Source organism: Streptomyces sp. NPDC048637 (assembly GCF_040650675.1).
Taxonomy (GTDB): domain Bacteria; phylum Actinomycetota; class Actinomycetes; order Streptomycetales; family Streptomycetaceae; genus Streptomyces.
Genome location: NZ_JBEZHQ010000021.1, coordinates 92,342 through 105,547, shown reverse-complemented (window position 1 = coordinate 105,547; position 13,206 = coordinate 92,342). Strand labels below are relative to the sequence as shown.

Annotated in this window: 12 protein-coding genes and 1 tRNA gene; 9 read left to right on the top strand and 4 right to left on the bottom strand. The window is 70.7% G+C overall.

Going from position 1 to position 13,206, the window contains the following annotated elements; genetic code table 11:
- Window positions 1-179: 179 nt before the first annotated feature.
- Entirely contained in the window at window positions 180-1,994 is a 1,815-nt protein-coding gene (locus AB0C46_RS24840; RefSeq protein WP_362830368.1) for an EAL domain-containing protein, read from the top strand.
- A 144-nt stretch (window positions 1,995-2,138) separates the two neighbouring features.
- Here the strand turns inward: AB0C46_RS24840 and AB0C46_RS24835 are convergent, their stop codons facing one another.
- The 3 genes from AB0C46_RS24835 to AB0C46_RS24825 all read right to left on the bottom strand — a co-directional run bounded on the left by AB0C46_RS24835 (window position 2,139) and on the right by AB0C46_RS24825 (window position 5,184).
- Complete coding sequence (locus tag AB0C46_RS24835; RefSeq protein ID WP_362830367.1) at window positions 2,139-3,263, bottom strand: LLM class flavin-dependent oxidoreductase; 1,125 nt, start codon at window positions 3,261-3,263, stop codon at window positions 2,139-2,141.
- 130 nt (window positions 3,264-3,393) lie between these two features.
- Window positions 3,394-4,119, bottom strand: a complete 726-nt coding sequence (locus AB0C46_RS24830; protein WP_362830366.1) for a decarboxylase — start codon at window positions 4,117-4,119, stop codon at window positions 3,394-3,396.
- 153 nt (window positions 4,120-4,272) lie between these two features.
- Window positions 4,273-5,184 carry a decarboxylase gene (locus AB0C46_RS24825; RefSeq protein WP_362830364.1) on the bottom strand — a complete coding sequence of 304 codons (912 nt, stop codon included), beginning with the start codon at window positions 5,182-5,184 and terminating at the stop codon, window positions 4,273-4,275.
- 205 nt (window positions 5,185-5,389) lie between these two features.
- Between AB0C46_RS24825 and AB0C46_RS24820 the strand changes: the two genes are divergently transcribed.
- Both AB0C46_RS24820 and AB0C46_RS24815 read left to right on the top strand, forming a co-directional pair.
- Window positions 5,390-6,355 (top strand): D-2-hydroxyacid dehydrogenase, encoded by a 966-nt coding sequence (locus AB0C46_RS24820; RefSeq protein ID WP_362830362.1) that lies wholly within the window; start codon window positions 5,390-5,392, stop codon window positions 6,353-6,355.
- Between the two features lie 83 nt (window positions 6,356-6,438).
- Entirely contained in the window at window positions 6,439-7,869 is a 1,431-nt protein-coding gene (locus AB0C46_RS24815) for an amidase (RefSeq protein ID WP_362830360.1), read from the top strand.
- Here the strand turns inward: AB0C46_RS24815 and AB0C46_RS24810 are convergent.
- A complete protein-coding gene (locus tag AB0C46_RS24810; RefSeq protein WP_362830359.1) occupies window positions 7,850-8,350 on the bottom strand; it encodes a DUF3830 family protein in 501 nt (166 codons plus the stop codon). The two genes, AB0C46_RS24815 and AB0C46_RS24810, sit on opposite strands and share 20 nt — an antisense overlap.
- A 137-nt stretch (window positions 8,351-8,487) precedes the next feature.
- On the opposite strand from AB0C46_RS24810, the gene ehuB reads away from it, so the two are divergent.
- From ehuB to AB0C46_RS24780, 6 genes are all read left to right on the top strand, one after another.
- Window positions 8,488-9,399, top strand: coding sequence for an ectoine/hydroxyectoine ABC transporter substrate-binding protein EhuB (gene ehuB / locus AB0C46_RS24805; RefSeq protein ID WP_362830357.1), 912 nt, complete (start codon window positions 8,488-8,490; stop codon window positions 9,397-9,399).
- Window positions 9,396-10,127 carry an ectoine/hydroxyectoine ABC transporter permease subunit EhuC gene (gene ehuC / locus AB0C46_RS24800; RefSeq protein WP_362830356.1) on the top strand — a complete coding sequence of 244 codons (732 nt, stop codon included), beginning with the start codon at window positions 9,396-9,398 and terminating at the stop codon, window positions 10,125-10,127. The genes ehuB and ehuC overlap by 4 nt, the downstream gene beginning before the upstream one ends.
- Window positions 10,128-10,159: 32 nt before the next feature.
- On the top strand, window positions 10,160-10,777 hold the full coding sequence (gene ehuD / locus AB0C46_RS24795) for an ectoine/hydroxyectoine ABC transporter permease subunit EhuD (protein ID WP_362830417.1): 618 nt from the start codon (window positions 10,160-10,162) through the stop codon (window positions 10,775-10,777).
- Window positions 10,767-11,594, top strand: a complete 828-nt coding sequence (gene ehuA / locus AB0C46_RS24790) for an ectoine/hydroxyectoine ABC transporter ATP-binding protein EhuA (protein WP_362830355.1) — start codon at window positions 10,767-10,769, stop codon at window positions 11,592-11,594. The genes ehuD and ehuA overlap by 11 nt, the downstream gene beginning before the upstream one ends.
- A 329-nt stretch (window positions 11,595-11,923) precedes the next feature.
- Window positions 11,924-12,682, top strand: coding sequence for an IclR family transcriptional regulator C-terminal domain-containing protein (locus tag AB0C46_RS24785; protein WP_362830353.1), 759 nt, complete (start codon window positions 11,924-11,926; stop codon window positions 12,680-12,682).
- Between the two features lie 172 nt (window positions 12,683-12,854).
- Window positions 12,855-12,928 (top strand) — tRNA-Lys (locus AB0C46_RS24780).
- Window positions 12,929-13,206: the final 278 nt, after the last annotated feature.

The following is a 13,206-nucleotide window of genomic DNA, read 5'->3' as shown; positions in this document are numbered from 1 at the left end:
CGTCATGCGCGCGGACGATCACGGCTGCGTCGCTGGATCGGCCGTCGTGCCAGCCTCTATGATCGCCACACTTTCCAGCGCGAGACCCCCCTCCATCACGAGACAGCGCCACGCGGGAGCGAGCAGTGAGCGGACACCCCGACAGCCCGGGCCGCACGCCCGGAGCGACGCTCCCCTCAGTGACGGAGCGTGATGAAACGACCAAAGAATCCGCCGAGGCCCGGCCCGCCCCCGGCGGGCACTGCGACGACACCGCGGCCTCGCTCGGCGACTACCGCGCCACGTTCTACGCGGCACGGGTGGCGATGGCGGTCCTCAACCGCGACGGTCTGGTCCTCGCCGCCAACCCGGCCTTCGGTGAGCTGGTCGGCGCCGACCCGGCCGAGCTGGTCTCCGCCACCGCGGCGGACCTCACCGACCTCGGCGCCGACCCACGGGTGTGGACCGCCTACCGCGAGGTGCTGTGCGGCCGCAGCGACCGTCTGCGCTGCACCCGCCGCCTCAAACATCCCGCAGGACACTCCGTCTGGGTGGAGGTGACCGTCGAGCCGCTCACCCCGGAGCCGCTCAGCGGCGAGGAGCGGATGCTGCTGTCGGTGGCGGACATCAGCGACCGGCACGATCTGCTGGCCCGGCTGCGGCATCTGCAGATGCACGATCCGGTGACCCGGCTGCCCAACCGGGCGCTGTTCTTCGAGCGGCTCTCCTCCGCCCTGGAGACCGCCTCCTTCGAACCGTCCGGCACCGGCCGCATCGGGCTGTGCTACCTCGACCTCGACGGCTTCAAGGCCGTCAACGACACGCTCGGGCACCGCGTCGGCGACCGGCTGCTGAGCGCGGTGGCGCAGCGTCTGACGCGCTGCGCGGAGAGCGCCGCGGACCGCGGGCCGGGCCGGGCCGGGCACCTGGTCGCCCGGCTCGGCGGTGACGAGTTCGCTCTTTTGGTGGAGGACTCCACCGGCACCGACCAGCTCGCCGAGCTGGCCCAGTGCGTCCTGGACGCGCTGCAGCGCCCGTTCGACCTGGCCGGGCAGCGGCTGTCGGTGTCGGCGAGCATCGGCGTCGTGGAGCGGACCGCCACCGGCACCACCGCCACCGGCCTGATGCAGGCCGCGGACACCACGCTGTACTGGGCCAAGGAGGACGGCAAGGCCCGCTGGACGCTCTTCGACCCGGAGCGCAACGCCCACCGGATGACCCGGCAGGCGCTCTCCAGCACCCTGCGCCCGGCCGTGGACCGCGGCGAATTCACCCTGGAGTACCAGCCGCTGGTCGGGCTGGGTGACGGCCGGGCACAGGGGGTGGAAGCGCTGGTGCGCTGGCGGCATCCGCAGTTCGGGATGCTGTCGCCGAATCGGTTCATCGCCCTGGCGGAGGAGAACGGCGCGATCGTCGAGCTGGGCCGCTGGGTGCTGGAGCGGGCCTGCTATCAGGCGCGCGCCTGGCAGCTGGCGCACCCCGGCGAGCCGCTGTTCGTCAGCGTCAATGTGGCCGTACGTCAGGTGTGGGACTCCGACCTGGTCGCGGATGTCGCCGGGATCCTCGCCGAGACCGGGCTGCCGCCGGAGCTGCTGCAGCTGGAGCTGACCGAGTCGGCGGTGATGGGCTCGGCCGGCCGGCCGCTGCAGGCCCTGCAGGCGCTGAGCGACATGGGTGTACGGATCGCCATCGACGATTTCGGCACCGGCTACTCCAACCTCGCCTACCTCAGCCGCCTCCCGGTGTCCGTGCTGAAGCTGGACGGGTCCTTCGTCCGCGGCTTCCGCTCGCAGGAGCATCCCAACCCGGCGGACGAGATGATCGTGGAGGCGCTGGTGGCGCTGGCGCACCGGCTCGGCCTCACGGTCACCGCCGAGTGTGTGGAGAGCGCCGAGCAGGCCGAGCGGCTCCGCCGGATCGGCTGCGACACCGGCCAGGGCTGGCTCTACTCCCGCCCCGTCGCCCCCGACCGGGTCGAGGCCCTGCTCGACGCGGGCCGGCACACGGGCGCCTGAGGACTCCCCATACGGAAGGCGCCGGTGCGGGCGGAACCTCGTTCCGCCCGCACCGGAAAGGGAATCCCGCCGCGACGGTGCGCACCCCCACGGCGAGGGTCCGGCGGAATCAACGAGAGCCGGCCACCACCACGTACGCCGCCCTCACCCCGGCAGGCCGTATGCGTCCGCGATCAGCTCGTACGAGCGCAGCCGGGCCGCGCCGCCGTGGGCGTTGGCGGTGATCATCAGCTCGTCGGCGCCGGTGCGCTTGGCGAGATCGTCCAGGCCCTGGCGGACGGCGTCCGGGGTGCCGTGGACGACATTGCCGAGCCAGCTGTCGACGAAGTCCCGCTCCAACTCGTTGAAGCGGTACGCCTCGGCCTCCTCGGGGCTCGGGACCAGGCCGGGGCGGCCGGTGCGCAGCCGGACCATGGACAGCGCGCCGGTCAGTACCTGGCGGCGGGCCTCGTGCTCCTCCTCGGCGGCCAGCGCCGCGACCCCGATCAGGGCGTACGGCTCCGACAGCACCTCGGAGGGGCGGAAGGACGCGCGGTAGAGGTCCAGCGCGGGGACGGTGTTGGCCGCGGAGAAGTGGTGCGCGAAGGCGAACGGCAGACCGAGGGAGCCGGCGAGCCGGGCGCTGAAGCCGGAGGAGCCCAACAGCCACAGGGGCGGGCGGTGGGCGGACTGGACACCGCCGGGCGAGGTGGCCTGGACCGGGCCGGGAACCGCGTGGATCTTGGCGTACGGGTGGCCGTCCGGGAAGGAGTCGTCGAGGAAGCGGGTCAACTCGGCCAGTTGCTGCGGGAAATCGTCCGCACCTTCATGCAGCCTCTCGGTCCTCCGCAGCGCCGCGGCGGTGGCGCCGTCCGTGCCCGGCGCGCGGCCCAGGCCGAGATCGACCCGGCCGGGGGCCATCGCCTCCAGGGTGCCGAACTGCTCGGCGATCACCAGTGGGGCGTGATTGGGAAGCATGACGCCGCCGGAGCCGAGGCGGATGCGCTCGGTGTGGGCGGCGAGGTGGGCGAGCAGCACCGCGGGCGAGGACGAGGCGACGCCCGGCATGGAGTGGTGCTCGGCGACCCAGTAGCGGTGGAAGCCGCGGCGTTCGGCTGTGCGGGCGATGTCGACGGCCGTGCGCACCGCGGCGGCGGCGGTGCTGCCGGCGCCGACCGTCACCAGGTCGAGCACCGACAGCGGGACCGGTGCGGTGCCCGGGGCGGTGCCCCGTATCCCGTCACCGGCCGTCTCGCCGCTGCCCCGGATTTCCTCGTCTTCGCCGCTCACGGTGCGGGTCCTCCTCGCGTCGGTGGTCTGCGAGGAGGACAACCGGAGAGGATCTCCACTTATTCCCGGGTCAGATCCCCGGCGCGGCACCGCGGTCGGCGGGGCCGCCGGACCTCCCTCGTCCGGGGCTCTACGTGTGCGCCGTCCGCGAGAAGAGGGTGCCGAGCGCCGGACAGCTGAGCGTGCGGTCGAGCAGCCGCAGTCCCTCCCAGGCCGTCACCTGATTGGCGGTGAGCACCGGCTTGCGCAGCTCCGCTTCGAGGGCCGGCAGATGTTCGGCGGTGTGCAGTGCGGTGTCGGGCAGCAGCACCACCTCGGCATCCGGATGGTCACCGGCGCGGGCGAGCGCCAGCACCTCCGCAAGGCCCCAGGTGCCGACCTCGGCGGCGGTGATGATGCCGCTGCCGCGGGTCGAGACGACCTCCGTCCCGGCGGACTTCAGGAAGGCGTGGAAGCGCTCGGCCACGTCGTCGGGGTAGGTGGCGGCGATCGCGACTTGCCGGGCGCCGAGCGCCTGGACGGCATGGGCGAAGGCGAAGGACGTACTGGAGGCGGGCAGGCCGGCGGTGGCGGACAGCTCCCTGACCTGTTCGTGGGCGCCCTCCCAGCCGAAGACGAAGCTGGCGCTCGTACAGGCCCAGACGACGGCCTCGGCGCCGCGCTCCTTGAGCTCCTCGACGCCGGCCGCCAGCCGCCCGGCGGAGCCCATCTCCAGCAGCGCGTCGACGCGGTGGGCGTCCTCGCCGATATCGGTGTGGACGAGCGGCAGGCGGACCGCGCCGCCCAGGAGCGTTTCGAGCCGGGGGTAGTCGTCCTCCGCGGAGTGGCCGGGGTAGAGGAAGCCGACCGATGCCATGCAGTTCTCCCTTGCGTGTACGGCTGCGGGTGCAGGGGCGTTCGTGGGTGCGGATGCGCTCACGGGTGGTGCGGTGACGCCGGGCAGGAGCGCTGCCGGCGAGCGTGACGACGCCGGCAGCTTCCAGGGTGGAGGTCAGGTGCGGACCCCTCTTCAAACCGGGGGCAGACCTCCCGTGTCATCGGGCGGATACGGCGGCGGATCAAGGCCGTCGAGGGGGTCCCCGTCCGGTGGGGCAGGCGGGCCGGCGAAAGCCGCCTCGGGGGTCGCCCGCGGTAGCCCTCCTTCCGGTCCTTCCGCCGTTCCGGTCATCGCGGCCGGGCCGCGCCGCGCCACCGGATCGAGCAGCGCCTGGTACGGGCCCACCGCCTGGACCCCGATGGCGCGCAGCGCGGCCCACATCGTGACCTGGTTGGCGGACAGCACCGGCATCCGCAGCTCCGCCTCCAGCTGCGGGATGACGTCGTAGGTCGGCAGGTTCGTACAGCTGATGAAGAGGGCATCGGTGGCGCCGACCACGGCCGCGCGGGCCATGTCGACGACATCGCGGTACGGCACTTTCCAGATGTGCCGGGTCAGCCCGAGGTAGGCGCGGCCGGTGACCGTGATGCCTGCCTCACCGAGATAGTCCTCCAGTGAGTCGGTGACCGATTTCGTATAGGGCGTGACGACGGCGATGCGCCGGGCGCCGATCTCGCGCAGTGCTTCGATCAGTGCGCCCGAGGTCGTGAGGGAGGGAACCTCCCCCGCCTGGACCATGGCAGCGCACATGGCCCGCTCGCCCGCGACCCCGCCGACGAAGCTGCCGGAAGTGCAGGCATAGGAGATGACCTGCGGTGATACCGCACACAGCGCCTGGACGGCGGCGTCCAGGGTTTCGTGCTCGCTGACCAGACGGGCCAGATCGAGGCTGACCTCGACGGGCACAAAAGGGGTGCGGGTGAGGTGGAGGGACACGTCGTCGGGCACCCAGCGCCAGAGCTCTCGGTCGAGCGCGAAGTCGAAGGGAGCGACGACACCCACGCCGAGCTGCGGCTGTGGGCCACCCAGAAAAGAGACGTCCATGAAGGCCCCTAGAAGAAACGAAGGGCTGGAAGGCCAGGCCAGTGGCCGGGGATGAGGTGCAGCCGGATCAAGCCGGGACGTCGGGACAGAGCCGTTGTTGACACGGTAGATACGACTTCCTAGCGTGGTCAATCCTCGCATCTCAGGCATCTGTCGGCGCCCCTTTCCATGGAAAGGGGCTCACGTTTCAGAACGGTTTCTGGCTATGTCCAAAAGCACCGTCCTCGTCCTCGGTTCCGACCCGCCGCCGAAGCTGGACCGGCTCACCGGCCGCGCTCGGGTGATCTTCACCGACGAGGACTCGCTCGCCGACCGACTGCCCACCGCCGACGTGCTGTTGGCCTGGGACTTCACCTCCGATGCGATCCGCAGAGCCTGGCCGGAGGAGGGGCCCAGGCCGCGCTGGGTGCACACCGCCAGCGCGGGTGTGGATCAGCTGCTGTGCCCGGCGCTGGTCGCCGACGACACCCTGGTGACCAACGCCCGGGGCGTCTTCGAGCAGCCGATCGCAGAATATGTGGCCGGGCTGGTGATCGCCATGGCGAAGGACTTCTACGGAAGTTGGGAGCTGCAGCGGCAGCGGCGCTGGCAGCATCGCGAGACGCTGCGGCTGGCCGGCAGCCGGGCCGTCGTGGTGGGCTCCGGGCCGATCGGCCGGGCCATCGGCAGCACCCTCCTGGCACTGGGTGTCAAGGTCGATCTGGTCGGCCGCCGGGAGCGCTCGGACGATCCGCAGTTCGGCCTCGTGCACGCGAGTGACGCGCTGAACGGCCTACTGCCCCAAGCGGATTGGGTGATCTGTGCGGCGCCCCTGACCGAGGCCACCCGCGGCCTGTTCGACAAGGCGGCGTTCGCCCGGATGCCGCCGCGGGCCCGGTTCATCAACGTCGGGCGCGGGCCCCTGGTGGTCGAGGACGCTCTGATGGCGGCGCTGCGCGAGTGGCGGATCGCGGCGGCGGCGCTGGACGTCTTCGAGGAAGAGCCGCTCACCGCGGACAGCCCGCTGTGGGACGTCCCGCATCTGATCGTCTCGCCCCACATGAGCGGCGACACCCTGGGCTGGCGGGACGCCCTCGCCGAGCAGTTCCAGGACAACTTCGAGCGGTGGTCGGCGGGCGAGCCGCTGGACAACCTCGTCGACAAACGGCTCGGGTACGTGCCGGTGCAGTGACGGGGCCGGCTGCCGGGCCCCGGCGCGGCAGCCGCGCTCCCCCGCCGCCGCCCCGCCCGGGGCGGCCAACGCTCGGAGGACGCATGACCACCGAACCGACCCACCTCGCCGACCTCTCCGCCACCCGGCTCACGGCCGGGTACGCGGCCGGCGAGTTCTCCCCCGTCGAGGCGGTCCGGGCGGTGCTGGAACGCGCCGAGGCCGCCCAGTCCGCGACGAACTGCTTCACCCGGATCGACGCGGACGAGGCGCTGTCCGGCGCCAAGGAGTCGGCGGAGCGCTGGCGGGCCGGGGAACCGGCCGGGCCGGTGGACGGGGTGCCGGTCACCGTCAAGGATCTGATCCTCACCCGGGGCACCCCGACGCTGCGGGGTTCGCGCACGGTGCGGGCCGAGGGTCCGTGGCAGGAGGACGCCCCGTCGGTCGCCCGGCTGCGGGAGTCCGGTGCGGTGTTCGTCGGCAAGACCACCACCCCGGAGTTCGGCTGGAAGGGCGTCACCGACAGTCCGCGGCACGGGGTGACGGGCAATCCGTACGACCCGGCGCGCACCGCGGGCGGCTCCAGCGGCGGCAGCGCGGCGGCGGTGGCGCTGGGCGCGGGCCCGTTGAGCCTGGGCACGGACGGCGGGGGCTCGGTGCGTATCCCGGCGTCGTTCTGCGGGATCTTCGCGCTCAAGGCGACCTACGGGCGGGTGCCGCTCTATCCGGCGAGCCCCTTCGGGACGCTGGCGCATGTCGGGCCGATGACCCGGGACGCGGCGGACGCGGCGCTGATGATGGAGGTGATCTGCGGGGCGGACTGGCGGGACTGGTCCCAGCTCGGTCCGGCCGCCGGCTCGTTCCGGGAGGCGCTGGCCGGTCCGGTCTCCGGGCTGCGGGTGGCCTTCAGTCCGTCGCTCGGCTGGGACGTGCCGGTGGCGCCGGAGGTCGCCGCGGCGGTCCGGTCGGCCGTCGACACGCTGGCCGGGCTCGGCGCGGTCGTCGAGGAGATCGACCCCGGCATCACCGACCCGGTGGAGGCCTTCCACACGCTGTGGTTCAGCGGCGCGGCGCGGGTGGTGCAGCCTCTCGACGACGCGGACCGGGCGCTGCTCGACCCGGGGCTGCGGGAGATCTGCGAGCAGGGTGCGCGCTACAGCGCGCTGGACTATCTGGCCGCGGTCGATACGCGGATGGCGCTCGGCCAGGCCATGGGCCGCTTCCACAGCGCCTACGACCTGCTGGTGACGCCGACCGTGCCGCTCACCGCCTTCGAGGCGGGCGCCGAGGTCCCGGCCGGCTCCGGTCACACCCGCTGGACGGGCTGGACGCCGTTCACCTACCCCTTCAACCTCACCCAGCAGCCGGCCGCGACGCTGCCCTGCGGGGCGGACGCGGACGGGCTGCCGATCGGTGTCCAGCTGGTCGGCGCACGGCACGCCGACGCGCTGGTGCTGCGCGCCGCGCATGCCCTCTACGAGGCGGGGACCGCGGAGATCCCCGCGCCGTCTGCCCCTAGGCCCGCCGGAAGTTGAGGGTCTCCCCCAGGGCTCCGGCCCGCCAGAGGTCCTGACAGGCATCGGCCATCCGGTCCAGGCCGTCGACGACACTGCCCCACACGATGCCCGGCACCCAGCCCGCGTCACCGTTGATCAGTAGATTGTTGCGCTCGTAGAACAGCGCAAGATCGACGACGGTGGTGCGGCCCTGGTGTGCGGCCTGGGTCTCGTACCCGTAGGACTTGGTACCCAGTTGGGTGTCGGTGAAGGTGAAGTAGCACAGGTCGCCGGGGATCGGGGTGATCGTCGGATTCTCCAGCGGCGGCTCCTCGGGAGCGAACGGCGCCAGCAGGGCGTAGATCTCGTTGCGTGCGTACTTGGCGTGGTAGACGTCGCCGCCGAGTGGGAGGGCGTCCCATACGGCATTGCAGGTGATCGGCGCGCGGTCGTCGAGCAACTTGGCCGTGCAGCTCACGCCGCGCTTGTCCAGGGAGACTTCGATGAAGCGATCGGTCATGCCCCGATCGTAGGTGGGCAATACCGGCGTACGGAACAAGTCCGCGGCGCTTCTATCAAGGGCTGGAAACGATTGGCATATGTGTGAGGCGTTCGGGTAGCCGCGCGCCCATGGCTCCACCACAGGAGAACACCACAATGATCAAGAGAAAATTGGCAAGCGGCATCCGCCGCCGCTCGCTGCTCGCGGGGGTAGCGGCGCTCGGCACAGCGGGTGCAGTGGGAGCGGCCACGGGCTGCTCCCGGGTCGATGTCTCGGGCGCCACCGGCGGCGGACATCTGCTAGAGGATCTGCGCAAAAAAGGCACGGTCCGCATGGGAATCGCCAGCGAACCGCCCTACGCATCCATCAACAGCAAGGGCGAGCTGACCGGCGAGGCCCCGGCCGTCGCCAAGACGATCTTCCGGCGGCTGGGGATCAAGAATTTCGAGCCGGTGCCGGTCGAATTCCAGGCCCTGGTGCCCGGTCTGCATTCCTTCCAGTACGACGTGATCGTCGCGGGCATGTTCATCAACAAGGCCCGGTGCGCGGCCGTACTCTTCTCCGACCCGGACTACGAGAGCAAGGACTCCTTCCTCGTACGCAAGGGGAACCCGGACAACATCCATTCCTATGCGGATATCGCCAAGGGGAAATTCCGCATGGGTTCCGGTATCGGCTATGCCGAGATCGACTACGCGGTCGGCAACGGTGTCCCGAAGAGCACCATCCAGACCTACGGTGACCAGATCGCCGGCATGGAGGCCCTGGAGGCGGGCCGTATCGACGTCTTCGCCGGCACCGCGCTGACCATGATCGAGGCGCTGAAGACCGGTGCCCACCCCAAGGTGGAGATGACCAGGCCGTTCACGCCGGAGGTCGACGGGAAGCCCCAGCGCGACGGCGGCGGCTACGGCTTCCGGCTCGGTGAGACCAAGCTGCGGGACGCCTTCAACGCCGAGCTGCAGAAGATGAAGAAGAGCGGCGAACTCCTGCGCATCGCCAAGCCGTACGGCTTCACCAAGGAGTTCATGACCGACCTCACGGCGAAGGAGCTCTGTAAAAAGTGACCGGCGCGCTGTGGGAACTTTTCTTCGAAGGGCTGTGGATCACCGTCCAGCTGATGGTCTACAGCGCCGCCCTGGCCGCTGCCGTCGCCTTCGGCATCGGTCTGGCACGCACCTCGCGGTTCCGGACCGTCCGCTTCCTGTCGGGTGTCTATGTGGAGTTCTTCCGCGGCACCTCGGCACTGGTGCTGATGTTCTGGCTGTTCTTCGCGCTGCCGCTGCTGGGCTGGCAGCTGGTCGGCATCTGGGCGGGCACCCTGGCACTGGGGCTGTCGTACGGCGCGTACGGCTCCGAGGTCGTCCGCGGCGCGCTGCAGGCGGTGGCCCCCGCCCAGCGTGAGGCGGCCATCGCGCTGAGCTTCACGCCCTGGCAGCGGCTGCGGAAGGTGATCCTGCCGCAGGCCGTCCCCGAGATGATGCCGCCGTTCAACAACCTGCTGATCGAGCTGCTCAAGGGCACCGCGCTGGCGTCGCTGCTGTCCATCGGCGAACTCACCTTCCAGGCCAAGCTGGCCCGGCTGTCGACCGGCCAGAGCGCCGAGATCTACGGAATCATCCTCGTCCTGTACTTCGCGGTCGCGTTCGTGATGACCCGGATCATGCGGGTGCTGGAGCGCCGCGCCAAGGCTTCGGTCGGCCGGGCGGTACCCAAGGGTGAGGGCTGGTTCTCCCGCAAACTGCCCGTCGAGAAGCAGGGCCCCGAGGCGCTGGCCACCGGAGGAAAGCCGTGAACAACTGGTCATGGAGCTACATCGGGGAGATCATGCCCGAGATCCTCAAAGGGCTGTGGATCACCATCCAGGCGACGTTCTACGGCTCGCTGGTGTCCTTCGCGCTCGGGCTGGTGTGGGCGATGGCCCTGCGCGCGCGCAGCCGCTGGGTGACCTGGCCGGTCAGCATCTTCGTCGAGTTCATCCGCAACACCCCGCTGCTGGTGCAGCTGTTCTTCCTGTTCTTCGTGCTGCCGGGCTGGGGGCTGGCCTTCTCGCCGCTGACCACCGGTGTCATCGGGCTGGGCCTGCACTACTCGACGTACACCTCCGAGGTCTACCGCGCCGGTATCGACGGCGTACCGCCCGGCCAGTGGGAGGCCGCCACGGCGCTGAACCTGCCGCGCCGGCGCACCTGGATCGCGGTGATCCTGCCGCAGGCGTTCCGCCGGGTGGTGCCCGCGCTCGGCAACTACGTGATCGCGATGTTCAAGGACACGCCGCTGCTGGCCGGTATCACCGTCGCCGACATGCTCTTCCAGGCGAACAGCATCAGCGCCACCACCTTCGACTACCTGGAGCCGATCACCGTCGTCGGCATCCTCTTCGTGGTCATCTCCTACCCCACTTCTCTCCTCCTGCGAGCCCTGGAGCGTCGTCTTGTCCGCTGACAGCAATCACCCGAAAGACCACGCCGGAGAAACGGCCAACCCGGCGGTGGACGGTACCGAGCTGATCCGCTTCGACCACGTCACCAAGCGGTTCGGGACCAACACCGTTCTGGATTCCCTGGACTTCACCGTCTCCTCGGGCAAGCACGTCACCCTCATCGGCCCTTCCGGTTCCGGCAAGACCACGATTCTGCGGCTGCTGATGACGCTACTGAAGCCCGACGAGGGCACCATCAAGGTCGGCGGCGAATATCTGACGCACGAGGAAAAGAGCGGCAAGCTCGTACCGGCCGGGGAAAAGCACATCCGCGAGGTCCGCAAGAACATCGGCATGGTGTTCCAGCAGTTCAACCTCTTTCCCAACATGAAGGTGCTGCGGAACATCACCGAGGCGCCGGTGCACGTCCTGGGAATGGAAAAGGACGCCGCCGAGGAGCGGGCCCGTGAACTCCTCGACCTGGTGGGTCTGACCGAGCACCTCGACAAGTACCCGACCCAGCTCTCCGGCGGCCAGCAGCAGCGGGTCGCCATCGCCCGCGCACTGGCGATGCGCCCGCAGGTGCTGCTGCTGGACGAGGTGACCTCGGCGCTGGACCCGGAGCTGGTGGCCGGGGTGCTCGACGTCCTGCGGGACATCGCACACACCACGGACATCACCATGCTCTGTGTCACCCATGAGATGAACTTCGCCCGGGACATCTCCGACGACGTCCTGATGTTCGACGCCGGGCGGGTCATCGAATCCGGCTCCCCGGAGAAGATCTTCACGGAGCCGGAGCACGAGCGCACCCGGGAATTCCTCAGCGCCGTGCTCTGAACGGCACCCAGGAAGCAGTGAGTTCGGGTGGTGGGTCCCCGTTCGGGGGGGGGCGCACCACCCTTTCTCCTCTCCGCGGCGCCCGGGGACCGTACGAAGCGGGAGCCGCTGATGCCCCGGCACCGTGACCTTGGCATATGCCAAGGTCGTGAGCCCCAGGACAGATGACCGGGGCGCGCTTCTTTTCAGTCAAGACCCCCTCCATCGAGGGCCGTTGACCGCTATCGTGAGGGCAGCCCCGTTGTCCGGGACCGGCCGCACGCAAGCCCCGGCCGTGACCACCGGCGGCGGTCACGACGCAAGCGGTAACAACCTGCTAGGGGGACACCGTGGCGCTGAAGCCCGAGCCGACCGCGCCGTTCCATTCGGTGCAGTACGCCCTTCGCGTGCTCGAAACGGTCTCCAGGCACGCCGAAGGCGTGACCGATGCGCAGATCGCCCGCGAGACCGGCCTGCCCCCGGGCCAGCTCGGCCACATGCTGTCGATGCTCCGGCGCGAGGGCTATGTCGAGCAGGTCACGGACGGGGCGTATGTCATCGGCGAATCGCTCCTGCTCCTGGGCTCGGGCGGCGACCGCGACCAGGCCCTGCGCGACAAGCTCCAGCGCACCCTCGACCAGCTGCGCGACTCGGTCGGCGCGGCGGTCTACATCAGCCGGTACATCGACGGCGAGGTGAAGATCCTCCACTACGCCGACGGACCGCTGGCCCCCAAGGTCAACGAGTGGGCCGAATTCCACCGCACGGCGCACGCCAGCGCGATCGGCAAGTGCCTGCTCGCGCAGCTCGACCACGACGGCCGCAAGGACCACCTCTCGCGCCACAAGACCGCCCGGCTCACCTCGCGGACGATCACCAACGAGAAGGTCCTGTTCCACAAGCTCGACAGCCAGCCGCCCACGGTCCCCGTACTCGACCTCCAGGAGTACGCCGTGGGCACGGTCTGCGCGGCCGTCCCGATCACCGCCGGTGCGACGGTCGGCTGCCTCGCCCTGTCCATGCCGCTGGAGCACGCCCACCGGCTGCGCCAGGCCGCCGACACCCTCAACCGTCAGGCCGCCCCGGTCCTGCTGTCGCTGGCGATCTGAGCCGGGGCGCGGGCAAGGGCGGCGGGGCCGGAGCTCAGGCAAGGGCGTGGCCGGGCCGCGGGCAAGGGCGGCGGGGCGGGAGCCCGGGCAAAGGCGGGAGCCGGACGGCACCGCCCCGTGGCCGTGGTCCTGAGCACCCCTCTCGACCAGGTAGTATTTCTTTCGTCAGCGCGCGCCGCTAGCTCAGTTGGTTAGAGCAGCTGACTCTTAATCAGCGGGTCCGGGGTTCGAGTCCCTGGCGGCGCACGTATCGAGTGGGCGTTTCCGGTTCTCCGGGAACGCCCACTTCGTTGTGTCCGGGCCCGCGGACAAGGGCACCGGCGCGGCGGCCGCCTCTTCCGTCCCCTCCGGCACGTGACCCGGCGGCGGCGTTGGGCACGTCAGCATGGCCATACCAAGGTCCGGCCAATGTCCGTACCGAGGGCGTGCCGCGGGCGGAGGGCGTGCCAGGGCGGAGGGGGTGCCGCGGGCGCGCCAAGGGCCGTGCCGAGGGCGACCGGAGGCACGGCACGGGCGGGCGTGGG